Raw genomic sequence first — 24,022 nt, 5'->3', positions numbered from 1 at the left:
GGTCCGTCAACCGTTTCAGCTCCCCGCCGCTCAGGCGAGGCCGTCGAAATAGCTGCCCTTGGGCGGTTCGGCGAACAGCGCCATCGCCGTCTTGAACATCTCGGGCGGGATGTTCTTCACCGAGGCCTGGTGCGCCTCGGTGGTCTGCCAGTGCTCGATCACCAGGAAACGGCCCGGGTCGGCCCGATCGCGAAGTATCTCGCAGGAGACCGCGCCTTCGGAGCCGAGGATGATCGGCCGGATCGAGGCGAGAGACGCCGCCAGCGCGTCCGCCCTGCCCTCTGCCGCCCTGAATTCACCGACCCGCACGACGCTCATGTCCGTCTCCTCCGCGACCGATCAGCCGTTCTGGCCGCGATGGCGCAGGTAGTGGTCGGCGACGGCGCAGGCGACCATCGCCTCGCCGATCGGCACGGCGCGGATGCCGACGCAGGGATCGTGCCGGCCCTTGGTCATCACGTCGACCTCCTCGCCCTTCGCCGTGATCGAGCGGCGCGTCGTCAGGATCGACGAGGTCGGCTTGACGGCGAAGCGGGCGACGATCGGCTGGCCGGTCGAGATGCCGCCGAGGATGCCGCCGGCATGATTCGACAGGAACAGCGGCTTGCCGTCATTGCCCATGCGCATCTCGTCGGCGTTCTCCTCGCCGGTGAGCGCCGCGGCATCGAAGCCCTCGCCGATCTCGACGCCCTTCACGGCGTTGATCGACATCAGCAGGCTGGCGATATCCTGGTCGAGCTTGGCATAGACCGGCGCGCCGAGGCCCGCCGGAACGCCCTCGGCGATCACCTCGATCACCGCGCCGACCGAGGAGCCGGCCTTGCGGATGCCGTCGAGATATTCCTCCCACACCTTCGCCGTCTCGGCGTCGGGGCAGAAGAACGGGTTCTGGTCGACCTCGTTCCAGTTCCAGCGCGACCGGTCGATCTTGTGCGGGCCGATCTGGACGAGCGCGCCGCGCACGCTCATTCCCGGCACGACCTTGCGGGCTATCGCGCCGGCGGCGACGCGCGCCGCCGTCTCGCGGGCCGAGGAGCGGCCGCCGCCGCGGTAGTCGCGAATGCCGTATTTGATGTCGTAGGTGAGATCGGCATGGCCCGGCCGGTAACGGTCCTTGATGTCGCCATAGTCCTTGGAACGCTGGTCGACGTTCTGGATCTCGAGCGCGATGGGCGTGCCGGTGGTCAACAGCGTGCCATCTTCCTGCGGCATGACGCCGGAAAGGATGCGCACCTCGTCGGGCTCGCGGCGCTGGGTGGTGAAGCGCGAGGTGCCCGGCTTGCGCTTGTCGAGCCAGGCCTGGATCTCGGCTTCCGAGATGGCGATGCGCGGCGGACAGCCGTCGACGACCGCGCCGAGGGCGGGGCCGTGGCTCTCGCCCCAGGTCGTGACGCGAAACAGATGGCCGAAGGTATTGTGCGACATGGGCGAACCGCTCCCGAAGATTGGCCCCGGTTCTAGAAAGCCGGCGGCCTCCCGTCAAACGCCAGCTTCGCGCGACGGACGGGAAGCGCGAACGGTGCATGGGGAATGAGCATGGGACACAATCACTTGCACTGATCGTAAGCTTTGCTATTATCAGCAAAAGCGACTTTCACGAAACCGTGATCGGACCCAGAGAATGGCGAAGCCAGCCGCCATCTCCAACGGAAACGAGGGCAGAAGCCAGACACGCCAGCAAAGCCGGCTACCCCGCCGGCGACGCGCAGAATCAAGTGAACTCCTTGTGAATTGAGTTCGGATGAGGCGCATCCATCTTCCGATATGACCAGGGACGGGCGGAGATTTTCCTTCGGGGACAGTCATCAGACCCTGGCCTGACAAGGTAGGAACTGGAGACCTCATCATGCGCCATCTCGCTCTCTTCGCAGCGTCCGTCGCACTCCTTGCCTCGGGCGCCGCCTACGCCGCCGAAGAAGTCGAAGGGTCGGTCACGAGCGTCAACGTCGCCAACGGCACATTGACGCTGCAATCGGGGCAGACATTTACCTTCACCAACCCGGCGGTGCTCTACGGCATTCTGCCCGGACAGAACGTCGGTGTGACCTACACCGGCCAGAACCAGGGGATCACCGCTTTCGATCCCCACCCGGAGAGTGACGGCGAATACGGAAACTACTGACCTCCCCGTAGTCGCTGCTCTCTGAAAACGGCGCCCGGTACCCCTCCGGGCGCCGTTGTCGTTTCCGGAGCACGATTCGCCGATGCCTGGCGTTCGGCGAAAGCCCTCCAGGCGGCGCGGCGACAACCACGCGTCCGAGATCGAGGCCCGCCAAGTGATAAGGGCGTCATTTTATAACCGATGACATCAGCCTGCTGACGCGAGTCGCAGCCCGGGCGCCATCCGGCCGCCATCCCACCGCAGTGTTTTGGTGAGCTTCGACTACGATAAGCATCACAATTTATTGAACGGCAAATGAAGTTTGGTGAACAATCCACCTGCCAAACAGAAATCCGTTCTCATTGTTAGCCATATTGTCGTAAAAAATGCCCATATTGCGGTCAACTTGACCGGATTTTGGAATGCCAGAGGCTAAATCGGCGGCAAGATCACAAATCTGCGACTTGCATTCATTAGCCCGGCTTACCAAATTCAGCTCACCGGAGACGGAGTGAAGCGAACCAGCCCCATGGTTCGGGCCGCCACCGAGAAGGTGTCGAATTCCCCATTCGACCAGGAGAAAAAAGATGCGTAGTCTTATCATTGCAGCTGCTTCCGTTGCTTTCCTCGCCTCTGGCGCCGCTGCCATCGCAGCCGAGCAGACCGAAGGCACGGTTGTCAGCGTCAACACCAAGAGCGGCACGCTGACGCTGCAGGACGGCCAGACCTTCAACTTCGCCAATGGCGCTCAGCTCTACGGCATCCTGCCGGGCCAGACGGTCGGCGTGAGCCACAACGGCGCCCAGGGCCTCGGCGCGTTCAACCCGAACCCGGCCAACTAAGCGCCAGCAACCGGCCCCATCTCGACCGGACATACCTGACCTCCCGAAAACGACGTCCGCCCCCTCCGGACGTCGTTTTCTTTTTTGCGTCGTTCTTCCCGCGCGACCGCTCCCACCCGCCCTGCCGCGGGATACCCGCCCGCCGGCCGGCCAGCCGGCATGGCCCGACTCGCGGCGCCACCGCGCCAGATCGCAGCAGCCCCTCCGGGGCATAGCGCCCGGACGAGTTCCCCTGCCCGGACTTGCTTTAGCGATTTCCAGATCAGAAGCTTCAGCAACAATCAGCAACACGATTTTATGCTGTCAGATTGGCTGGGCCTGGCGACGATTCCCAAGCCGGCGCACCACTGCCCTTGCTGCCAGACCGAAATTGATGAGCTTTGATAACAATAAGCATCGCTATTTTTCGAACAGTGCCGTTAGGAACAGTGAACAATCCGCCAGACAATTCGAATCTCATTCCAATAAATCGGGAGAGTATGGAATTTAGATCCAAAATTTGCCGATTATGTATTCGAATGCAGGAATGCCAGGGTCAAATCGGCCCGAATGCAAAAAATTCTCCCGCTTGCAAAATCGGCTGCCGGGGATCAAATACAGCTCATCGGCGACGGGATGAACGAACCGCCCCACCGAAACCGGGGCCGCCGCCGCAATGAGGTCGATCCGATATCGACCAGGAGAAGAAAAAGATGCGTAACCTTATTATTGCCGCTGCCTCTGCAGCTTTCCTCGCCTCCGGCGCTGCCGCAATCGCGGCTGAACAGACCGAAGGTACCGTCATCAGCGTCAATGCCACGACCGGCACGCTGACGCTCCAGGACGGCCAGTCCTTCCAGTTCGCCAACGGCGCGCAGCTCTACGGCATCCTGCCGGGCCAGGCCGTCGGCGTCAGCCACAACGGCAGCGAGGGCCTCGGCGCCTACAACCCGAAGCCCGCCAACGACTGATCGCCTGTCGCGATCTCATCTCTACCTGACCTGAACTGACCGCAGGCCGACATCCGGCTCCCCCAACCGGGCCGGCCTGCACTTCCCGCCGGTTCTCCCCCCCCCGGCGGGCGGGAATTGCCCTCCCCCGAACGGGCACAACCATGTCGAACAAGGGTTCGACCAGGAGACTTACAATGCGCAATCTCATCCTCGCCGCCGCTTCGGTCGCTTTCCTCGCTTCGGGCGCTGCCGCCATGGCCGCCGAGCAGACCGAAGGCACCGTCACCAGCGTCAATGCCTCGACCGGCACGCTGACGCTCCAGGACGGCCAGACCTTCACCTTCTCGAACGGCAAGCAGCTGCTCGGCATCCTGCCGGGCCAGACCGTCGGCGTCGCTCACCAGGGTTCGGAAGGCCTCGGCGCCTTCAACCCGAGCCGCGCCCGCGCTGACAACAGCAACGGCTGATCCTCCGGGAGCCTCGCCTCCCGACAGGACGAACTGACCACCGAGCGGGTGTCCGGCAAGCCGGCCACCCTCTCAGCCACCCGCCTGTTCACCCCCCCCGGACAGGCGATGGGAATTGCCCTCCCGAAAACGGGCACAACCATGTCGAACCCGGTTCGACCAGGATTCAAGAAAATGCGTAATCTCATCCTCGCCGCCGCCTCTGTCGCTTTCCTCGCCACGGGCGCCACCGCCTTCGCTGCCGAGCAGACCCAGGGCACAGTCACCAGCGTCAACGCCTCGACCGGCACGCTGACGCTGCAGGGCGGCCAGACCTTCCAGTTCGCCAATGGCAAGCAGCTGCTCGGCATCTATCCGGGCCAGGCCGTCGGCGTCAGCCACAATGGCAGCGAAGGTCTCGGCGCGTTCACGGCGAACCCCGCCCGCGCCGACAACAGCAAGGGCTGATCGGGGTCTTTCTCCCCTCCCTGACGGAACTACCCAACGACGCCCACGGGCGTCGTTTTCGTTTGTGGGGGCGACGTCCGAGGGCCGGCCTCATCACCGCCGCCCGAGGGCCCCCCGCTCACGCGCCGGCCCCTGCGGGGACGGAACGCGCAAAAACCTATCGGGATGGAGGATGAGGGATCGCGGCCGGCGACGCCGGCGCGGCAATCAGAGCCAGGCGGCCTCGCGACCGTCCCAGACGAAGATCCGGTCCTGCGGCACGTCGAGATTGGGGGTCTGGCTTGTATCGAGGCCGAGCAGGAGGCCGCGCAGCACCCGGCAGACGCCGCCATGCGAGACGACGACCGTGTCCTTGACCACCCCGGCCAGCCAGGCGCCAATCCGGACCGAGAGCATGGCGTAGCTTTCGCCCGCCGGCGGCTGAAAGCCCCATTTGTCGACGTCGCGCGCGGCGACCAGTTCCGGCCAGCGCAGCATCAGTTCCGGGGCTGTATAGCCTTCCCAGCGGCCGAAGGTGATTTCCTTCAGAATCGGGTCGAGGCGATAGGCGGAAGGGTCCAGCCCCATGGCGCCGCGGGCGATCTCCATGGTCTGGCGGGTGCGCTCGAGCGGACTCGCGACGAAATCGAAATCGACCGTCTGCGGCATCTTCTCGGCGAGGACGCGGCCATTGCGCTGCGCCTGGCCGCGGCCGCGCGCATTGAGCGGTATGTCGCGCTGGCCCTGGAAGCGCCCTTCGGCGTTCCAGTCGGTCTCGCCGTGCCGGATGAAAACAATGGTCGGCACGGCGTGCTCCGCGAGGCCCGGGCTAGTCCTTGATGACGGAGATGTCGGGCGCGTCGACGGCCTTCATGCCGACGACATGGTAGCCCGAATCGACGTGGTGCACTTCGCCCGTCACGGCGCGCGAGAGATCCGACAGGAAGTAGACGCCGGAATCGCCGACCTCTTCCGTCGTGACCGTGCGGCGCAGCGGCGCGTTGTACTCGTTCCACTTCAGGATGTAGCGGAAATCGCCGATGCCCGAGGCGGCCAACGTCTTGATCGGGCCGGCGGAAATCGCGTTGACGCGGATGTTCTTCGGGCCGAGGTCGACGGCGAGATACTGAACGCTCGCCTCGAGCGCGGCCTTGGCGACGCCCATGACGTTGTAGTTCGGCATCACCTTCTCGGCGCCATAGTAGGTCAGCGTCAGGATCGAGCCGCCATCCGTCATCAGCTTCTCGGCGCGCTGGGTCACGGCCGTCAGCGAATAGACGGAGATCAGCATCGTCTTGCTGAAATTGCCTTCTGTGGTGTCGACAAAGCGGCCGGTCAGCTCGTCCTTGTCGGAGAAGCCGATCGCATGCACGAGGAAGTCGAGCTTGCCCCACTGCTTCTCGACTTCGGCGAAGACCGCGTCGATCGAGGCGGCGTCGGTGACGTCGCAATGTCCGACGACAAGTGCGCCGAGTTCAGCCGCAAGCGGCTCCACGCGCTTCTTCAGCGCATCGCCCTGGTAGGTAAAAGCCAGTTCGGCGCCGTGGTCGTGGGCGGCCTTGGCAATTCCCCAGGCGATCGACCGGTTGTTCGCGACGCCCAGCACGAGGCCGCGCTTACCCTTCATCAAACCGCCTGCTTCGATCATGCCTATTATTTCCTCTTCGTGCGTCCGGAGGCGCGCCTCCTATCGCATACGGTCCCGTGCGCTTCAAGCCGATGCAAGCCGTTGCCCATCACACTCGATGTACGTCTGTCGCGGAATGCGGGTCCCGATCGAATTGGAACAGGGCGAAACTGGCCAATCCACAGATCGATATGCGAATCATCCCACGGCTCTCCCTGGTGTCTCGAATTTAACCATCCGCCTTCGATCCGGCCGGACTCGCTTCCTGAAACGGCGGAGACGTGCCACCTATGCATGCAGTAAGGCCGACAGGAGGGCCCATGCCGTGAAGTCACGAGTGAAAGAAAAGTCCTGGTTTGGAACAGGCAATTATTCCCGCCTGGCGGTCGCCGCCGTCTTCGGCTGGTCGACCACCATCTATCCGGTTCTCGCCGAAACGCTGACGCCCCCGGTCAAGCAGGCGCAATCCGACTCAACCCCGGCCCCGGCCGAGGAAGCCCCAGCCGCGGCGCCCGCCCTGCCCGACAAGGTGCCAGGAGCGGCGCAGGCCCAGGCGGCGGCCACGCCCGACGACGCGGCGGATCTCTATACCGTCACCGACCTGCAGTATCTGCTCGGCCCGATCGCGCTCTATCCCGATCCGCTGCTGTCGCTGGTGCTGTCGGCGAGCACGTCGCCGTTCGACCAGCTGATCAAGGCCGAGGACTGGCTCAACGCCAATCCGAAGGCGGCCGAAGCGGGCGACTTCGCCGAGGCCGAGAAGCTCGGCCTCGACGCTCCGGTCGTGGCGCTGCTGCGCTTCCCGGACGTGATCGAGATGCTCGTCGATCACGAGGACTGGACCGAATCGCTCGGCTTCGCCTTCGACCGCCAGCCCGAGGACGTCACCACCGTCATCCAGCTGCTGCGCGCGCAGGCGGAGAAGCTCGGCAATCTCAAGACGACGCCGCAGCAGGTCGTCACCGTCCAGGAAGCAACGTCGAGCGCACCGCGCGTGATCTCGATCGCCCCGGCCCAGCCGGAGCGCATCTATGTCCCGGTCTACAATTCCACCGACGTGTTCACGACCGCCGCCACCGGCGCGCTGATCTTCGGCACGGCCGTCCTGGTCGGCTCGGCCTGGAACAATAGCTGGGGCTGGAACAATCGCGGCTGGAACAATGTCTGGGTCACCCACCATTGGCACGGCGCACCCGGCTGGCGTCCCGGCCCGCCGCACCGGCCGCGTCCGCCGGGCGCCTGGCAGCCGGAACGTCCGAACCGCCCCGACCGGCCGAACCGGCCCGGTCGCCCCGACAATGGCCGTCCCGGCGACAACAACCGTCCCGGTCGTCCCGGCGACAACAATCGCCCGGGTCGCCCCGGCGACAACAACAATCGTCCTGGCCGTCCGGGCGACAATAATCGCCCGAACCGTCCCGGCACGGAGAACGGCCGCCCGAACCGGCCGGGAACCGAGACCGGACGGCCGAACCGGCCTGAACGCCCCGGCACGGAAACCGGTCGTCCAAACCGGCCGAACGCGCGTCCCGAGCGTCCCGGCAGCGAGGCTGGTCGCCCGAACCGGCCCGAGCGTCCCGCCGGCACGCGACCGAACCGGCCCGAGACCGGTCGTCCCGGCGCCGAGAACCGTCCGAACCGGCCCAACCGGCCGGAGACGACCCGTCCGTCGCGTCCGGAGAACGCCCGTCCACAACAGCGGCCCAGCCAGAATGCCCGTCCGCAGCAGCGGCCGTCGCAGAATGCCCGCCCGCAACAGCGGCCGAACCAGAACGCTCGTCCGCAGCAGCGGCCGAACCAGAATGCTCGCCCGCAACAGCGGCCGTCGCAGAACGCCCGTCCGCAGCAGCGGCCCGGCCAGAATGCGCGTCCGCAGCAGCGCGCCCGGCAGCACAACCAGAACCGCAACCGGCCGCAGCAGCACAATCGCAACCGCAACTGCCGGCCCGGCCAGAACAACTGCCGCTAGCGGCTGACGAAGACGGGTGGCGCGATCCTCGCGCCACCCTCCCTGCTCCGGGAGCCGACGATCGCGTCGCCAAGACAGCCCGCAAGCCGACAATCGAACTGCTCTCGCCGGCCGGCTCCCCGCAGGCCGGCGTTTTTTTGCCTTCTTCCGGCTTCCGGCGGCGGCCCAGGGGCGGGTATCCTCTCCCGCGTGGCAAGGACTTGCCGCAAGCAAGGATCGAATCGCCATCATGTTGAACCGCCCCACGCCCGAGCTCCTCGCCCGCTTCGCCGCCCTCGTCGGCCCCGCCGCCGCCCTCACCGATCCGGAAGCGACAAAGCCCTACCGGATGGAATGGCGCGACAAATATCTCGGCGAGACGCCGCTGGTGCTGCGCCCCGGCTCGGTGGCGGAGGTCTCCGCCATCCTCGCGCTCGCCAATGAGACGCGGACGGCGATCGTGCCGCAGAGCGGCAATACCGGCCTGGTCGGCGGCCAGGTGCCGGACGGCAGCGGCAGCGAGATCGTCCTCTCGCTCGACCGGATGACGCGGATCCGCGCCGTCGACCCCGAAGGCTATTCGCTGACGGCGGAGGCCGGCGCGATCCTCGCCGACGTGCAGAACGCCGCCGAGGCGGCGGACCGGCTGTTTCCGCTGTCGCTCGGCTCGGAGGGCTCCTGCCGGATCGGCGGCAACATCTCGACAAACGCCGGCGGCACTGCCGTGCTCGCCTATGGCAACACGCGCGACCTCGTGCTCGGCCTCGAGGTGGTGCTCGCCGACGGCCGGGTCTGGGAAGGCCTCGGCGCGCTGCGCAAGGACAATACGGGCTACGACCTGAAGCAACTCTTCATCGGCGGCGAAGGCACGCTCGGCATCGTCACCGCCGCCGTGCTGAAGCTCTATCCGCGGCCGAAGGGCCAGGCGGTCGCCTTCGCGGCGCTGGCCGACCCCGCCGCCGCGCTCGCCCTGTTCAATCTCGCGCGCGATCGCGCCGGCCATGACCTGACCGGCTTCGAGCTGATGCCGCGGATCGGCGTCGATTTCGTGCTGCGCCATATCCCCGGCTCGCGCGAGCCGGTCGGCACGACGGCGCCCTGGTATGCGCTGGTGGAGATCTCGTCCGGCCATTCCGACGAGGCGGCGCGGAGCGCCATCGAGGACATCCTCGCCACCGCCTTCGAGGACGGCGTCGTCGCCGATGCCAGCATCGCCCAGTCTCTCGCCGAACGGAGCACGTTCTGGCGGATGCGGCACGGCATGTCGGAAGCGCAGAAGCCGGAAGGCGGCTCGATCAAGCACGACGTCTCCGTGCCGGTCGCCAGCGTGCCCGCCTTCCTCGACGAGGCGATCGCGGCGATCGAGGCCTTCGTGCCGGGTTGCCGGCCGGTGCCGTTCGGCCATCTCGGCGACGGCAACATCCATTTCAACATTTCGCAGCCGGTCGGCGCCGACAAGCAGGCCTTCCTCGACCGCTGGGACGAGGTCAACGCGCTGATCCACGGCATCGTCGCCAGATATCACGGCTCGATCTCTGCCGAGCACGGCATCGGCCGCCTGAAGCGCGACCTGCTGCCGGCGGCGAAGGGGCCGGTCGCGATGGCGATGATGCAGTCGATCAAGCAGGCGCTCGACCCGAACGGCATCCTCAACCCCGGCAAGATGCTGCGGCCCTGAGGCGGACGCCGTAGTCCCTCACCCAACCCTCTCCCGCGCGCGGGAGAAGGTTGGGTGAGGGACTTGCTGGCCAGAGCGTCCTGTCATGGCAGCGCGGGCGCTTCCAAAGCACCTTGCCAAACGGACGAAGTCGCGATCCGCGCGCCAAAATATTGACATGCCGGACACCGGGTCGGCCGCAAAAGTTGACGCGCGCCGAGGGGCGCAAGCTCTTCCCACAGGGCGACAGCCACCATCGACCCGCCTTCGTTGCATCCCCTCGGCAAGCACACCACCGACGCCCTCAAGTCCCCTCGCCGGCGCAAATGGCGGCGCACCGCCATCGCCGGGCGGCCTGCCACATTTCGGCAAGTTTTCGTCAACCGTCTTCGATCACCGGCCGCTAACCCTGCCCGCGATCGCCGGGCCGTTAACCATGCCTATTAAGCTCCAAATGGCGGATCGCATGGCATTGTCGCTTCAACAGAGAGCGGGCCCCGTCCACCGGGCCAACCCCTTTAAGGTCCTGTTAACCGGGCCGAAGCGAGCAGCGATGGAGTGCAAGGCAATGGCAAACGCAACGGTTTCGGCAGCCCATGGCGCCCGTGGCAACGACCTGCGGCTCGACCCTTTCGCGCTGCCGGTCCGCTACTCCGCCGCCCTCGCCGGCCCCGCCTCGGCCACCACGCCGGCCGTCTATATCGACCGCGAGATGGCGATCGTGAAGCGCCGCCTCGGCGGCATCCCCACCACCCTTTCCACGCCGGTCAGCGCGTTCCGTGGCGTTGCCGTCCGCATGTCCGGCGACGCCGAAACCGGCGCGATCCGCACCACGGTCGAACTGATGCACCGCGACCCCGCCATGTCGCTGCCGTTGGTCGTCGTCGAGGACCTCGGCGATGGCGAGGACGTCGCCGCCGACTGGCAGGCCTGGGGCCGCGCGCTCGGCCTGCCGCTGCTGATCGTCGATGGCGACGGCACGGTTCGCGCGCCGCTCGACCAGCTGGGCCCGCTCGTCGTCGGCCAGGCCAGCTCGCGCCGCGCGCCGTCGGCGCTGAAGGGCCGCCGTCCGCGCTTCCTGAAGCGCCGCAAGACCGGCTTCTACAAGGAAATCGAGACGCTCTACGGCCGCGAGATCATCGCCCGCGACTGAGACGGGCGAGGCCCGCTGCCAATAATACCAAATGGGCGCCGCTCTGCCATCGCAGGCTGGCGCCCTTTTCTTAGCACCGGTTCAGGCTTCGAAGAGCACCAGACTCGCCGGTGACGGCGGCAGCGCCGTCAGCGCGACGCCGGAAAAGCCAGCGTCACGCGCCATGTCTCCCAGCTCCGCCTCGGTATAGGCGTCGCCGCGCTGCGTCGTCGCCAGCATGATCAGGGCGAAACCTGCCGGCCAGGGCGGCGAGATCCGCTCCGCGTCCGGCACCTGCTCGACCGCGATCACCCTGCCGCCCGGCGCCAGGCTGGCGCGCGCCTTCTCGAGCAGCGACACACAGGTGTCGTGGTCGAAATGGTGCAGGAAATTGGGCAGCAGCACGAGATCGAAATCGCGGCCCCAGTCGACGTCGAAGGCGCTGCCGGGGAGCGTCGCATAGCGTCCGTCGAGGCCGGCCGCCTTCGCGTTTTCGGCCGCGAGCGCCACCACGTCGGGCCAGTCGACGGCGACGATCGCGGCGCCGGGCACCGCCTTCGCCACCGAGATGCCGAAGAAGCCGTGGCCGGCGGCGATGTCGAGCACGCGGCGCGGCGGCGGCGACCAGGTGGCGACCTCGGCAGCGACGCCCTGGGCGCTGCCAAGCACCAGCGGCACCATCGCCTTGGCGAACTTGATCCAGATCGGGTTTTCCGGCGCCATGTTGGCGAGGCCGAGGGAGCCGCCATGCCGAACATAGGAGACCGGATCGTCGAGAAAGAGCGCCATCATTTCCGGCGCCGCCAGGAAATCGGCGACGCCGCCCATATAGGCGGGCGAGCGACGGTCGAGGAAGACAGCGCTGGAGGGGCTCGGCGCATAGCGCCCGTCGGCCTTCGCGAGAAATCCCTTCAATGTGAGATAGTCGCAGAGGATGCGCAGGCCGCGCTCGGAAGCGCCGGTGCGGATGGCGAGCGCCGCCGGCTCGGTCGCGCCCTCGGCGAGCGCGGTGAAGAGGTCGAGATCGATGGCCGCCTTGATCGCGGCCGTATCGCGAAAGCCCAGAACGGCTTCGATGAACGGCTCGGGATTGATTTCGGAAACGGATGCAAGTGCTTCTCTAGACATATGCTATCGCTCCCCAATGAATTTGTTTGAATGGTCTCCGCGTGAAGGCAAGGATGGACGCCCGATAGCGCGCCCGCTTCGGTTCATCTTCAAATGACGTGTTCGTGAGAGCTTATCCGCGCCCGGCGGCGCGTCAGATGAGGCCGTCGAGCACCAGCGCGGCAAACAGGATCAACCCCGCCGTGCGGTTGGACTTGAACAGGCGCAGCGCCAGCGCCTCGTCGTCGAGGCGGACGGTGGCGACCTGCCAGGCGAACTGTGCCGCGACCAGCGCGAGGCCGAGCCAGGCGACCCAGCCGATGCCGGCCACCCAGAACGAGGCGGCCCAGAACAGCACGGCGCCGGTGTAGAGAAGGCCAACGATCGGCGCCGCACGGCTGCCGAACAGGCGCGCGGTCGAGCGCACGCCCATGATCTTGTCGTCCTCGATGTCCTGCAGCGCATAGATCGTGTCGTAGCCGATCGTCCACAGCACGCCGCCGGCATAGAGCAGGACCGGCGCCAGCGCCAGGCTGCCAAACCAGGCCGACCAGCCCATCAGCGCGCCCCACGAGAAGGCGAGGCCGAGCACCAGCTGCGGCCAGTCGGTGATCCGCTTCATGAACGGATAGGCGGCGACGACCAGCAGCGAACTGATGCCGAGGACGACGGAGAACCAGTTCAGCGAAAGCAGCACGGCGAGGCCGACAAACGCCTGCAGGACGAGGAAGATCTTGGCGTCGCGGACGCGGACCTGGCCGCTCGGGATCGGCCGCGAACGGGTGCGGGCGACGCCGGCGTCGAGCTCGCGGTCGACGATGTCGTTATAAGTGCAGCCGGCGCCGCGCATGGCCACGGAGCCGACCAGGAACAGGATCAGGTGGCCGATATTGGGCCAGGTCGCGCCGGCGACGTTGCTGGCGAGCGCAGTCGACCACCAGCACGGCAGAAGCAGGAGCCACCAGCCGATCGGCCGGTCCCAGCGCGCCAGCCGGGCATAGGGCCGGAGCCAGACCGGCGCATGGCGATCGACCCAGTTGCCCCGGTCGGCATCGGCGACGGTTCCTGAACTGAGGCTGATCGGGGACATGCGGTCTCTCTTCCGGCTCGCGGGTTCTCGCGTTGTCATACCGCCAGTTCGAAACCAGCGCCAAGCCCGCGCTTGCGCCTCTTCGTCGCCATGGCGCCGAATTGCTCGCCAAGACGGCTTCCGGCTGATTCCGGATTCGACAAGCGAGCCCCTGCTTGCTAAGCGCCGCGCACCGCTTTCAACGACGGGCTGCCAGCATGACCGAGACGCGCATCAACATTCTCCTGATCGGATCGGGCGGCCGCGAGCATGCCTTGGCCTGGGCTTTGCGCAAATCGCCCCGGCTCGGCCGGCTCTATGCCGCGCCTGGCAATCCCGGCATCGGCGCGCTCGCCGAACTGGTCCGGCTCGATCCGTTCGATCATGATGCCGTCATCACGTTCTGCCGCCACAACATGATCGACTTCGTCGTCGTCGGCCCGGAGGCGCCGCTGGTGGCCGGCCTCGCCGATGCGCTCGAGCGGGCCGGCATCAGGGTGTTCGGCCCGAGCCAGGAGGCGGCCCGCCTCGAAGGCTCGAAAGGCTACACCAAGGATCTCTGCGCCGAGGCTGATATCCCGACCGCCGCATACCAGCGCTTCACCGAGGCCGCCCCCGCGCGCGACTACGCGACGAGGATGGGCGCGCCGATCGTCGTCAAGGCGGATGGCATCGCCGCCGGCAAGGGCGTTGTCGTGGCGGAGACGCTGGAAGAGGCGCACGCGGCGATCGAAGCCTGCTTCGACGGCGCCTTCGGCTCGGCCGGTGCCGAGGTAGTGGTGGAAGAATGCCTGATCGGCGAGGAAGCGAGCTTCTTCGCCGTCTGCGACGGCGTCCACGCCGTGCCGCTCGCCACCGCTCAGGACCACAAGCGCGTCGGCGACGGCGACACCGGTCCGAACACCGGCGGCATGGGCGCCTATTCTCCCGCCCCGGTCATGACCGAGGCGATGATCGAGCGGACCATGGCCGAGATCATCCGCCCGACCATGAAGGCGATGGCGGCGCGCGGCGCCCCGTTCAAGGGCGTGCTGTTCGCCGGGCTGATGATCACGGCCAAGGGGCCGGAGCTGATCGAATACAATGTCCGCTTCGGCGACCCGGAATGCCAGGTTCTGATGATGCGGCTGGAGAGCGATCTGCTCGACCTGCTGCTCGCAGCCGCCGAAGGCAAGCTCGACGGCGTTGAGACGCGCTGGCGGCCGGAAGCCGCCCTCACGGTCGTCATGGCGGCGAAGGGCTATCCGGGCGACTACGCGAAGGGCACGCCGATCGCCGGCATCGAGGCAGCCGATGCGCTTCCCGACACCAAGGTGTTCCAGGCCGGCACGGCACTCGCTGAAGGCAGGCTGGTCGCCAATGGCGGCCGCGTCCTCAACGTGACGGCGCTCGGCGCGACCGTCGCCGAGGCGCAGAAGCGCGCCTACCAGGCGGTCGACACCATCGACTGGCCGGACGGCTTCTCCCGCCGCGACATCGGCTGGCGCGCCGTCTGAAGCCATTTGAAGCGGAACATCCTCTTCACCTCTCCCTGAGAGAGAGGTGAGAAAACAGCCAGGAAACAGAAATGTCGGACGAAATCATCGTGCGCGACAGCAACGGCACGCAGTTGAAGGACGGCGATTCCGTCACGCTGATCAAGGACCTGAAGGTCAAGGGCACGTCGGAGACGATCAAGCGCGGCACCGTCGTCAAGAACATCCGCCTGACCGACGATACAGACACGTTCGAGTGCAACACCAAGCAGGTGAAGGGGCTCGTGCTCCGGGCCGAGTTCGTCAAGAAGGCCTGAGGCGGGTCAGAACAGCAGGCTGCGCAGCGCGTCGCCGAGCGAAGGAAGCAGGCTCGCCTTCGGCAGCAAGGCCGTCCCGACCCTCAGGCAGAAGAACACGGCGACGGCGCCCGGCAGCAACGGCAGCACGCAGAGGACCAGCGCCAGATTGGTCCAGGGTTCCGGATGGAGCCCGAGGATATTCTGTCGGATGTAGCGGGTCTTCAGGAACTGCACCAGGAGCGTCACCACGCTGGCGACGAGCGCAGAGATCGCCATCCAGGCGAGCACGCCGCCGATCGCCGCCGCCACGCCCGGCGCCAGTTCCTCGCTCTTCTTCGGCAGCGAGGCGAGCGCCGCCGCGAGGATGGCGAGCGTGAAGGTGAAATGACCGATCAGGAAGTTGAGGCAGGGCCGGAACGGGTCCGCCTTCCGGAGGTCGGCCTTGGAGAGCTGATCGATCGCCGCGGCGAGATCCGCACCTGAGATCGACATGCACGTTCCCCCGTCGCACATCGCCGTCGAGATCCTGCCCGGCTTCCAAGGCATAGCGCAGGCCGGACTTGCCGACGTTCGCCGAGATGATCAAATCTTTGCGATTGGTCGAGCTGCCCCCTGACGCCTGTCCACGGCCGTCCTCCCCGCTCCGCTTCCCTCATCCGCCCGAATCCGGCAGGATCGCCGGCCAACAGCCAGATTGATCGCCATGACCACCGTCCGCCGCCTGACCGAAGACATGATCAACCGCATCGCCGCCGGCGAGGTGGTCGAGCGGCCGGCGAGCGTCGTCAAGGAACTGGTCGAGAACGCCATCGACGCCGGCGCGAAGCGCGTCGAGATCGTCACGGCCGGCGGCGGCGCCTCGCTGATCCGCGTCACCGACGATGGCGGCGGCATGACGCATGACGATCTCGGCCTCGCCATCGATCGCCACTGCACCTCGAAGCTCACCGACGACCTGCTCGACATCCGCACGCTCGGCTTTCGCGGCGAGGCGCTGGCCTCGATCGGCTCCGTCGCGCGGCTTTCGATCGCCTCGCGCCATGCCAGCGAGCCGCATGGCTGGGAGATCGTCGTCGAGGGCGGGCTGGTGCATCCGCCGCGCCCGGCCGGCCTCAATTCCGGCACGCGGGTCGAGGTCACCGACCTGTTCTTCTCGACGCCGGCGCGGCTCAAATTCCTGAAGGGCGAGCGCGCCGAGGCGAGCGCCATCACCGACATCGTCAAGCGCCTCGCCATGGCGCATCCGGAAGTGCGCTTCTCGCTGACCGGCAGCGACCGCGGCGCCATCGACTATCCCGTCGCGCATGGCGACGAGCCCTTCGTCGAGCGACTCGGCCAGATCCTCGGCCAGGACTTCGTCGACAATTCGCTGGCGATCGACGCGACCCGCGAGGGCGTGCATCTCTCCGGCTATGCCGGGCTGCCGACCTATAACCGCGCCAACGGCCTGCAGCAGTTCCTATTCGTCAATGGCCGCCCGGTGCGCGACAAGCTGCTGGTGGGCGCGCTCAGGGCCGGTTATGCCGACGTGATGTCGCGGGACCGCCATCCGGTGGCGGCGCTCCGGATCGACCTGGAGCCGCATGGCGTCGACGTCAACGTCCACCCGGCCAAGTCCGACGTGCGCTTCCGCGATCCGGGCCTGGTGCGCGGCCTGATCGTCGGCGCGCTGCGCAACGCCATCCACCAGGCCGGCCACCGCTCGGCGACGACGGGTGGCGGCGCCACCATCGCCGCCTTCCGCACCGGTGCGCCGCCCGCCTCGACGGCATGGCGCCCCTCGGCGCCGATGCCATCCTTCGGCAACGCGGCCGCCGCCCCCTCCTGGCGCGACTGGGCGAACACACCTGCTCCCGCGCGTGAGTTCAACGAGGCGGCCCAGCCGGCCTTCGCGGCGGTGAGCCAGCCTTCGGCCGATGCGCGCGCCAATGTCGTCGCCGCCAATGACCCGACCGACCGGCCGCTCGGCGCCGCCCGCGCGCAGGTGCATGAAAACTACATCATCGCCCAGACCGACCACGGCATCGTCATCGTCGACCAGCATGCGGCGCATGAACGCCTTGTCTATGAGCGGCTGAAGACGGCATTGGCGCGTTCCGGCGTGGCGCGGCAGATCCTGCTGATCCCTGACGTCATCGACCTGCCGGAGGATGACGTGGCGCGGCTCCTGAAGCGCGCCGACGAGCTGGCCGAACTGGGCCTCGCGATCGAGAGCTTCGGTCCCGGCGCGGTGGCGGTGCGCGAGACGCCGGCCCTGCTTGGCGAACTCGATACCCGCTCGCTGCTCATCGATCTCGCCGACGACCTCGCCGAGTGGGACGACACCACGCGCCTGCGCGAAAAGCTCGACCATGTGGCGGCAACCATGGCCTGCCACGGCTCGGTCCGCTCCGGCCGAAGGCTGCGGGCGGAGGAAATGGATGCGCTGCTGCGCGAGATGGAAGCGACGCCCGGCTCCGGCCAGTGCAACCACGGCCGCCCGACCTATGTCGAACTGAAGCTCGCCGACATCGAGCGCCTGTTCGGGCGGCGGTAGGCGCAAAGCGCCGCCCCCGTCATCCCGGACAGGACCTTTCACGGCTCCCGGTCCTGCCTGCCCCATCATCCTGAGGCGCTTCGCGTCAGCGAAGCCTCGAAGGAGGGTCCAGCGAGGCACTCCGGCTTTCCCTAGATCTCAAATTGCGATCGCCTTGGAGCGTTCCCTGGAGCCTCCTTCGAGGCCCGGCTCCGCCGGGCACCTCAGGATGATGATTGAGATGGCCGGCCAATAAATCCGTCGCGCAAGCGTCGAGCGGCATTCGGCGCTGTTGCACATGACCGCGATCCGCACGATATTCCCGCTCATGAACCGTATTGATCCAGCCGGGCGCGGCGGCGAAGCGCGCATTCGTTATCTCGATGGCGATTACCAGATCCTGTCCCCGGGCGCGTTCGTGCGCTGCGCGGTGACCGGCGCCGTGATTCCGCTCGACGAACTCAAATACTGGAACGTCGCGCACCAGGAAGCCTATGTGGATCCGGCCACCTGCCTCGCCCGCCACAAGCAGCTCGGCCTGACCTGGCGCTGAGCCATTTCCGATCGACCCGAGCCGCGCTTCGCGGCCCGGTTCCGCGTGACTAGATCATTTCAGCGTTTCACGGAAACGCCGAACAGATCTAGCTCTTTGCTTGATCGCGTTTTCTTCACGCGAACCGGCATCCACTTCGCTCGAAAACGCTCTACCGCGTCGCGACCCGGCGGACGACGTCGGCGATCAGCGTGGCGACGCGCGCCTCGTTCTCGAAATGCATCCGCACCTCGAACACCTTGGTGCGGGCGCGCAGCGCGGCGAGGTCGCCGTCCTTGCGCGCAAGGCGGACGTAATCCTTGCTCGTCGTGATCAGGTCCAGCTTGTCCGCCTCGGCGCGGGCGATGAGCTTGCGCGCATCCTCGGCCGTATAGGCGTGATGGTCGGGAAATCCCTTCACGTCGGTGAGCGGCACGCCGGCCGCGTCGAGCGTGTTGAAGAACTTCTCCGGCCGGCCGATGCCGGCGAAGGCGAGGAAGGAGCGCGGGCCCCAGACCCGGATCGCCGCCGGCTCCAGCCTCGCCTTCAGCACCACCTTGCCGGCGCGCGACACCCGCCGCACCATGCGGTCGCCCGGCTTGCCGTCGCCGACCACGATGACGGCGTCGGTGCGGATGATCTGGGTCCTCAGCGGCGCGCGCAGCGGCCCGGCCGGAAAGACACGGCCATTGCCGACACCGGCGGCTCCATCGACGACGATCAGTGACAGATCCTTGCGCAGCGACGGGTTCTGGAAGCCGTCATCCATGATGATCAGGTCGACGCCCTGGCTCGCGAGCAGCGGCAGCGCCGCCGGCCGATCGGGCGAGATCACGACAGGCCCGGCCTCGGCCAGCAGCAGCGCCTCGTCGCCGACGCGGGCGGCATCGTGCTGGTCGGGATCGACCACCAGCGGCTCGCGCGTGGTGCCGCCATAGCCGCGGGTCAGGAAACCGGGATTGAGCCCCTGCGCGCGGGCGATCCGCGCCAGCGCGAGCGCCGTCGGCGTCTTGCCGGCGCCGCCGACGACGTAATTGCCGACGCAGATGACGGGCACGGCGGCGGTCGCCTTCGGCTTCTGCCGCATGCGGCGGCCGGCAACCCAGCCATAGAGGCCGGCGACCGGCGCGAGCAGCAGCGCCGGCACCGAAAGCCGCTGCAGCGACCAGAAGTGCGGCGGGCGGATCATCGCGACCGCCCCGTCCGGCCGGCGGAGGCGGGTGGCTCGCGATCCTGCAGCCGCGCGGCGATCGCCAGCGGCTCCAGATAGGGCACCAGCGCCCGCATCGTCGCGTCGAGCGCGCCGGTGAAGGGCGCCAGCGCCTCGGCCGCCTTGGTGGCGCGCCGGCGCATGGCGTTGGGATCGGCGAAAAGGTCGTCGAGCACCTTGGCGAGCTGCTCGGAGCTGCGGATCACCTCGGCACGGCCGGTGCGGTCGAGCGCCGCATAGATGTCGGTGGCGTTGTGGACATGCGGACCGTGCAGGATCGCGACGTTGAGCTGCGCCGCCTCGATCGGATTGTGGCCGCCGACCGGCACCAGCGTGCCGCCGATGAAGGCGATCGGCGCGAGCCGGTAGAAGATGCCGAGTTCGCCAAGCGTGTCGGCGAGATAGATATCGGTAGCGGCGGTGATCGGCTCGCCGGCGCTGCGCAGCGCCACGTCGAAGCCCTTGGCGACGAGCATGTCGCGGATCGCCGGGCCGCGCACCGGGTGGCGCGGCACGAGGATGGTGAGCAGTTCGGGCCGCCGGTGACGCAGCACGCGATGCGCCGCGGCGATGACCTCTTCCTCGCCCTCATGCGTCGACGAGGCGACGAACACCGCCCTGCCCTCGACGGCGCCGCGCATCGCCTCGACCATCTCGGGCGTCGCATGCGGCGGCGGCACGTCGAATTTCAGATTGCCGGTGACGCGCACCCGGCGGACGCCGAGGGCGGAGAGGCGCTCGCCGTCGCCCTCGCTCTGCGCCAGCGACATCGTCACCTTGCCGAACAGGCCGCTTTTGCCCGCCTCGATCTTGGCCCAGCGCTTGAACGAGCGCTCGGACATGCGGGCGTTGACGAAGATGTGCGGGATGGCGCGGGCGACGAGGCAGTCCATCTTGGTCGGCCAGATCTCGCTTTCGACCGAGATGGCGAGGTCCGGCTTCCAGTGGTCGAGGAAGCGGCTGACGAAGGGCGCGATGTCGACCGGCGCATATTGGTGGAAGGCGCCACGCGGCAGGCGATGCGCCGCCACCGCCGCGCTCGTCACCGTGATCGTGGTGAACAGGACGTTGACGCCCTCCTCCACGATCCGTCGCACGAGCGGCAGCACGGCGTTGGTCTCGCCGACGCTGGCGGCATGGATCCAGACCAGCGCACCGGCCGGGCGGTTCAGCGTGCCGCGGCCATAGCGCTCGTGGCGGCGGGCTCGATCTTCCTTGCCCTTGGTGGTGCGATAGGCGAGCAGCAGCGGAACCAGCGGCAAAGCGGCGTAACCGGCAAGGCGATAGGCGGCTAGCGCGGCTCCCCTGCGCTCAGACATGCGACCTGCCGACGCGCTGATAGGCCCGTTCGGTGACGCGGTTGAGCTCGTTCTCGAGTTCCAGGCGCTTCTGCTCGATGACCGTGTCATCGGCATCGGCCGGGACATAGATCGGCCCGCCGAAGACGCATATGCCCTTGCTGAAGGGCAGATTGACCGTGGTGCGGTCCCAGTTCTTGACGACGAAGTGGCGGCTGGTCGCCACCGCGACCGGCACGATCGGCCGGCCGGAGGCGCGCGCCAGCATGACGATGCCCGGCCCGGCGCGGCGCGATTTCTGGTTGGAGAGATCGGCCGTCATGGCGACGGTCGCGCCCTGGGCCAGCGCCGCCTTCATCTCCAGGAAGCCGCGCAGGCCGCCCTTCTCGATCACGCGATTGGCGGAGCGCGCCGCCGAGGCGCGCACCGTGCCGAGGCCGAGGCTTTCGGCGGCGATGGCGTTGATCTCGCCGTCCCGATGCTTGGAGATCATGACGCGGACGTCATGGCCTTCGCGGCGGATGAACGGCACCATCAGGTGCTGGCCGTGCCACATGGCGACGATGCCCGGCAGCAGGTGACCGAAGAACTCGTAGGGATCGCTCGGCTCGAATTCGAGCGTGCTGGTGCGGCGGACGAAGCGCAGATAGGCGGCCGCTGTCCGTCCGGCCAGCCGCGTGACCTGGTCCGACGTTCCAATCCGCTTGAGGAGGCTGGGGCGCTTGTCGCGCCTCTTGGCCTGGGAATTCGCCAAAATACGTTCAATCCCTTCCAGCCGACGCGAGCGCGGCGGTTCCGTTTTCCGCCAGCCGCGCCGTGGCGCAGAGGCGTTTCTCAGCCCGCCGTCGCGTCGGGATCGAGCAACCGGTGCAGATGGACGATGAAGTAGCGCGTCTGGGCGCTGTCGACCGAGCTCTGCGCGGCCTGCTTCCAGGCGTCATAGGCGGTCTTGTAGTTGGGATAGATGCCGACGATGTCGAGCTTTGACAGGTCGGTGAACTCCATCGTCCCCACCGCGCTCAGCTCTCCGCCGAACACCAGATGCAGCAGCTGCTTGTCCGAACCACTCATATGCCGGCGTCTCCTTGTCCAAACCGATGATGCGCGCCTAGGGCGCGCCCTGCCCCGAGGCCTGCGCGGCCTCGGCTTCAACGATGATGGCCGTGGTCGCCGAAGCGAGCCCGGGCGTCGAGGCGATCAGGGCCGGATGGCGCGGCGTCGCGCCATTGAAACGAAGCGGCGCGCCCTCGAGATCGCGCAGCGTTCCGCCTGCTTCCTGCACCAAAAGGTCCACTGCCGCAAGATCCCAATCATAGGCGCCGGGACGTGCCGTGGCGACGTCCACACGGCCGCATGCGACCAGCGCGAAACGATAGGCGAGCGAGGGCGTGAAGCGGCGCTCGGCCGCGTCCATGCCATGCGCCGCCATGGCGCGCAAATGGCGCGCGGGCCCGGCGATACGGGCCCCTTCGAGCGCCGTGCGGCCGCTGACGCGGATCGCCTCGCCATTAAGGCTGGCGCCCTCCCCCGCCGTCGCCGCGAACAATTCGTCGCGGGCCGGCACGAACAGGACAGCGGCGACCGACGCGCCATCCTCGACCAGCGCGACGGAAACGCACCAGTCGCGATTGCCCTCGATAAAGCCGCGCGTGCCATCGATCGGATCGACGACGAAAAGGCGGCGGCGGCCCAGCCGGTCCGGCGTGTCGGCGCTTTCCTCCGACAGCCAACCATAGTCCGGCCGCGCCGCCGTCAGCGTCGCGTGCAGCGCATGGTTGGCGGCGAGATCGGCCTCGGTGACGGGAGAATTGGCGCCCTTGATCCACACCTTCGGATCGCGGCCGAAATAGCCGAGCGCGATCCGCCCCGCCTCCTGCGCCGCCTCGACCAACAGCGCCAGATCGGCGGCCCTGTCCGCCACGGCCTCAGCGCCCGGCAATCATCATGCCCTCGATCGCGACGGTCGGCGAATTGAAGGCGTAGCGGTATTCGAGGTCGTTGGCGACGACGAGCCGACGGAACATTTCGCGCATGTTGCCGGCGATGGTGATCTCGCTCACCGCTTCGGCCAGCTTGCCGCCGCGGATGCGATAGCCGCTGGCGCCGCGGCTGTAGTCGCCGGTCACGCCATTGGCGCCATGGCCGATCAGCTCGGTGACATACAGCCCCTCGCCGATGTCGGCGATCAGCTGTTCTGGAGTCCTCTCGCCCGGCAAAAGCGTCAGGTTGGTGGCGCTCGGATGCGGATTGCTGCCGCCGCCGACGGCGCGGCCATTGGTTTCGAGCCCGAGCTCGCGCGCCGTGCCGCTGTCCAGGAACCAGCGCTGCAGCACACCGTCGGTGACGAGATCGAACGCCTCGGCGGCGACGCCCTCGCCGTCGAACGGGCGCGAGGCGAGCCCGCGCACGCGCAGCGGATCGTCGGTGATGCGAATGCCGGGCGCGAACACCGCCTCGCCAAGCGCCTTCTGCAGGAAGCTCGACTTACGGGCGATCGAGCTGCCGTTGACGGCGCCGGAGAGATGGCCGAGCAGGCTGACGGCGACGCGCGGATCGTAGACGACGGTGGCCGGGCCGGTCGGCATCTGGGCCGGGTTCAACCGCCGCACGGCGCGCTCGGCCGCCCTGCGGCCGATCTCGGCCGGGTCCGGCAGGTCACCCGCATGGATCTTCGAGACACTGTCATAGTCGCGCTCCATGCCGGTGCCTTCACCGGCGATGGCGGTGGCCGAGACGCCGTGGCGCGAGCCCATATAGGCGCCGGAAAAACCATGAGAGGTCACCAGCACGGCGCCGGAAAGCGACCATCCGGCCGAGGTGCCGCCCGACTTGGCGATGCCGGGCACGGCCAGCGCCGCCTGTTCGGCCCGCATCGCGCGGTCGATCAGATCCTCAGAGGACGGCGCGACGGGATCGAGCAGGTCGAGCTCGGGGAAGCTGCGCGCCAGCCGGTCGACAGGCGCCAGCCCGGCGAAGCGGTCCTCCGGCGCGACCTTCGCCATGGCGACGGCGCGGACCGCCAGCTCGTCGGCAGGCGACAGGCCGTTGGTCGAGACGCTGGCATGGCGGCCGCCGACAAAGACGCGGAGCGCCAACTCGTCGCCCTCCGAGCGGCTCGTCTCCTCGACGGCGCCGTTGCGGATATCGACGGAAAGGCCGACCCGCCGGAAGGCGACGGCGTCGGCGGCATCCGCGCCGGCCCGCTTCGCGGCCTCGACGAGCTCGGCGGCGGTTTCAACGAGGCGGGACTGATCAGGCAGCGCGGTCATGGCTCTTCTCCGTTGCTCCCTTTAGTAGGGATGGAAGGCGGGGCGGACAACCCCGGCGACGACGTGTCGCCGCCTGGGCGCACGGGCAATTCGCGGCGCCGCAACCTTCGCCGCGC

Annotated in this window: 25 protein-coding genes; 12 read left to right on the top strand and 13 right to left on the bottom strand. The window is 67.7% G+C overall.

Annotated elements, in window-relative coordinates:
- Positions 1-30: 30 nt before the first annotated feature.
- Both OSH07_RS16535 and aroC read right to left on the bottom strand, forming a co-directional pair.
- Positions 31-318 (bottom strand): putative quinol monooxygenase, encoded by a 288-nt coding sequence (locus tag OSH07_RS16535; protein WP_266339785.1) that lies wholly within the window; start codon positions 316-318, stop codon positions 31-33.
- A gap of 21 nt (positions 319-339) precedes the next feature.
- Positions 340-1,425 (bottom strand): chorismate synthase, encoded by a 1,086-nt coding sequence (aroC, locus tag OSH07_RS16530; RefSeq protein ID WP_266339784.1) that lies wholly within the window; start codon positions 1,423-1,425, stop codon positions 340-342.
- Positions 1,426-1,846: 421 nt separating this feature from the next.
- Between aroC and OSH07_RS16525 the strand changes: the two genes are divergently transcribed.
- The 5 genes from OSH07_RS16525 to OSH07_RS16505 all read left to right on the top strand — a co-directional run bounded on the left by OSH07_RS16525 (position 1,847) and on the right by OSH07_RS16505 (position 4,789).
- A complete protein-coding gene (locus OSH07_RS16525) occupies positions 1,847-2,122 on the top strand; it encodes a DUF1344 domain-containing protein (RefSeq protein WP_266339783.1) in 276 nt (91 codons plus the stop codon).
- Positions 2,123-2,688: 566 nt separating this feature from the next.
- On the top strand, positions 2,689-2,943 hold the full coding sequence (locus tag OSH07_RS16520; RefSeq protein ID WP_266339782.1) for a DUF1344 domain-containing protein: 255 nt from the start codon (positions 2,689-2,691) through the stop codon (positions 2,941-2,943).
- 692 nt (positions 2,944-3,635) lie between these two features.
- Positions 3,636-3,893, top strand: a complete 258-nt coding sequence (locus OSH07_RS16515; protein WP_266339781.1) for a DUF1344 domain-containing protein — start codon at positions 3,636-3,638, stop codon at positions 3,891-3,893.
- Between the two features lie 176 nt (positions 3,894-4,069).
- Positions 4,070-4,342: a DUF1344 domain-containing protein gene (locus tag OSH07_RS16510; RefSeq protein ID WP_266339780.1), complete on the top strand. Its 273-nt coding sequence runs from the start codon at positions 4,070-4,072 to the stop codon at positions 4,340-4,342.
- A 174-nt stretch (positions 4,343-4,516) separates the two neighbouring features.
- Positions 4,517-4,789, top strand: a complete 273-nt coding sequence (locus tag OSH07_RS16505) for a DUF1344 domain-containing protein (RefSeq protein WP_266339779.1) — start codon at positions 4,517-4,519, stop codon at positions 4,787-4,789.
- 207 nt (positions 4,790-4,996) lie between these two features.
- Here OSH07_RS16505 and OSH07_RS16500 read toward each other — a convergent pair whose 3' ends face one another.
- A complete protein-coding gene (locus OSH07_RS16500; protein ID WP_266339778.1) occupies positions 4,997-5,575 on the bottom strand; it encodes a histidine phosphatase family protein in 579 nt (192 codons plus the stop codon).
- A gap of 22 nt (positions 5,576-5,597) precedes the next feature.
- On the bottom strand, positions 5,598-6,416 hold the full coding sequence (gene fabI, locus OSH07_RS16495) for an enoyl-ACP reductase FabI (protein WP_266339777.1): 819 nt from the start codon (positions 6,414-6,416) through the stop codon (positions 5,598-5,600).
- Positions 6,417-6,732: 316 nt separating this feature from the next.
- On the opposite strand from fabI, the gene OSH07_RS16490 reads away from it, so the two are divergent.
- From OSH07_RS16490 to OSH07_RS16480, 3 genes are all read left to right on the top strand, one after another.
- Entirely contained in the window at positions 6,733-8,364 is a 1,632-nt protein-coding gene (locus OSH07_RS16490) for a DUF3300 domain-containing protein (protein WP_266339776.1), read from the top strand.
- 229 nt (positions 8,365-8,593) lie between these two features.
- Positions 8,594-10,021, top strand: coding sequence for an FAD-binding oxidoreductase (locus tag OSH07_RS16485; protein ID WP_266339775.1), 1,428 nt, complete (start codon positions 8,594-8,596; stop codon positions 10,019-10,021).
- A 547-nt stretch (positions 10,022-10,568) separates the two neighbouring features.
- On the top strand, positions 10,569-11,153 hold the full coding sequence (locus OSH07_RS16480; protein ID WP_266339774.1) for a DUF6101 family protein: 585 nt from the start codon (positions 10,569-10,571) through the stop codon (positions 11,151-11,153).
- An 81-nt stretch (positions 11,154-11,234) separates the two neighbouring features.
- Here the strand turns inward: OSH07_RS16480 and OSH07_RS16475 are convergent, their stop codons facing one another.
- Both OSH07_RS16475 and ubiA read right to left on the bottom strand, forming a co-directional pair.
- Positions 11,235-12,260, bottom strand: a complete 1,026-nt coding sequence (locus OSH07_RS16475) for a methyltransferase (protein WP_266339773.1) — start codon at positions 12,258-12,260, stop codon at positions 11,235-11,237.
- Between the two features lie 133 nt (positions 12,261-12,393).
- On the bottom strand, positions 12,394-13,329 hold the full coding sequence (gene ubiA / locus OSH07_RS16470; protein WP_266339772.1) for a 4-hydroxybenzoate octaprenyltransferase: 936 nt from the start codon (positions 13,327-13,329) through the stop codon (positions 12,394-12,396).
- Positions 13,330-13,541: 212 nt separating this feature from the next.
- On the opposite strand from ubiA, the gene purD reads away from it, so the two are divergent.
- Positions 13,542-14,804, top strand: a complete 1,263-nt coding sequence (purD, locus tag OSH07_RS16465; protein ID WP_266339948.1) for a phosphoribosylamine--glycine ligase — start codon at positions 13,542-13,544, stop codon at positions 14,802-14,804.
- A gap of 71 nt (positions 14,805-14,875) precedes the next feature.
- Positions 14,876-15,100 carry an alkylphosphonate utilization protein gene (locus OSH07_RS16460; RefSeq protein ID WP_266339771.1) on the top strand — a complete coding sequence of 75 codons (225 nt, stop codon included), beginning with the start codon at positions 14,876-14,878 and terminating at the stop codon, positions 15,098-15,100.
- 6 nt (positions 15,101-15,106) lie between these two features.
- On the opposite strand, the gene OSH07_RS16455 is transcribed toward OSH07_RS16460, so the two are convergent.
- A complete protein-coding gene (locus OSH07_RS16455; protein ID WP_266339770.1) occupies positions 15,107-15,574 on the bottom strand; it encodes a hypothetical protein in 468 nt (155 codons plus the stop codon).
- Between the two features lie 211 nt (positions 15,575-15,785).
- On the opposite strand from OSH07_RS16455, the gene mutL reads away from it, so the two are divergent.
- Positions 15,786-17,618, top strand: coding sequence for a DNA mismatch repair endonuclease MutL (gene mutL / locus OSH07_RS16450; protein ID WP_266339769.1), 1,833 nt, complete (start codon positions 15,786-15,788; stop codon positions 17,616-17,618).
- Positions 17,619-17,925: 307 nt separating this feature from the next.
- Positions 17,926-18,150: a DUF2093 domain-containing protein gene (locus tag OSH07_RS16445; RefSeq protein ID WP_266339947.1), complete on the top strand. Its 225-nt coding sequence runs from the start codon at positions 17,926-17,928 to the stop codon at positions 18,148-18,150.
- Between the two features lie 151 nt (positions 18,151-18,301).
- On the opposite strand, the gene lpxK is transcribed toward OSH07_RS16445, so the two are convergent.
- The 6 genes from lpxK to OSH07_RS16415 all read right to left on the bottom strand — a co-directional run bounded on the left by lpxK (position 18,302) and on the right by OSH07_RS16415 (position 23,906).
- Positions 18,302-19,318 (bottom strand): tetraacyldisaccharide 4'-kinase, encoded by a 1,017-nt coding sequence (gene lpxK, locus OSH07_RS16440; RefSeq protein WP_266339768.1) that lies wholly within the window; start codon positions 19,316-19,318, stop codon positions 18,302-18,304.
- The gene (locus OSH07_RS16435) at positions 19,315-20,658 is read right to left on the bottom strand and encodes a 3-deoxy-D-manno-octulosonic acid transferase (protein WP_266339767.1); all 1,344 of its coding nucleotides are present in this window, start codon (positions 20,656-20,658) and stop codon (positions 19,315-19,317) included. The genes lpxK and OSH07_RS16435 overlap by 4 nt, the downstream gene beginning before the upstream one ends.
- The gene (locus OSH07_RS16430; protein ID WP_266339766.1) at positions 20,651-21,391 is read right to left on the bottom strand and encodes a lysophospholipid acyltransferase family protein; all 741 of its coding nucleotides are present in this window, start codon (positions 21,389-21,391) and stop codon (positions 20,651-20,653) included. Before OSH07_RS16430 ends, OSH07_RS16435 begins: the two co-directional genes overlap by 8 nt.
- A gap of 80 nt (positions 21,392-21,471) precedes the next feature.
- On the bottom strand, positions 21,472-21,708 hold the full coding sequence (locus OSH07_RS16425) for a DUF4170 domain-containing protein (RefSeq protein WP_266339765.1): 237 nt from the start codon (positions 21,706-21,708) through the stop codon (positions 21,472-21,474).
- Between the two features lie 37 nt (positions 21,709-21,745).
- Positions 21,746-22,558, bottom strand: a complete 813-nt coding sequence (locus OSH07_RS16420) for a 3'(2'),5'-bisphosphate nucleotidase CysQ (RefSeq protein WP_266339764.1) — start codon at positions 22,556-22,558, stop codon at positions 21,746-21,748.
- A gap of 4 nt (positions 22,559-22,562) precedes the next feature.
- Complete coding sequence (locus OSH07_RS16415) at positions 22,563-23,906, bottom strand: TldD/PmbA family protein (RefSeq protein ID WP_266339763.1); 1,344 nt, start codon at positions 23,904-23,906, stop codon at positions 22,563-22,565.
- Positions 23,907-24,022 lie beyond the last annotated feature (116 nt).

The organism is Kaistia nematophila, assembly GCF_026343855.1.
GTDB lineage: Bacteria > Pseudomonadota > Alphaproteobacteria > Rhizobiales > Kaistiaceae > Kaistia > Kaistia nematophila.
The sequence above is the reverse complement of the archived record's forward strand: the minus strand, read 5'-3'. Positions and strand labels throughout refer to the sequence as shown.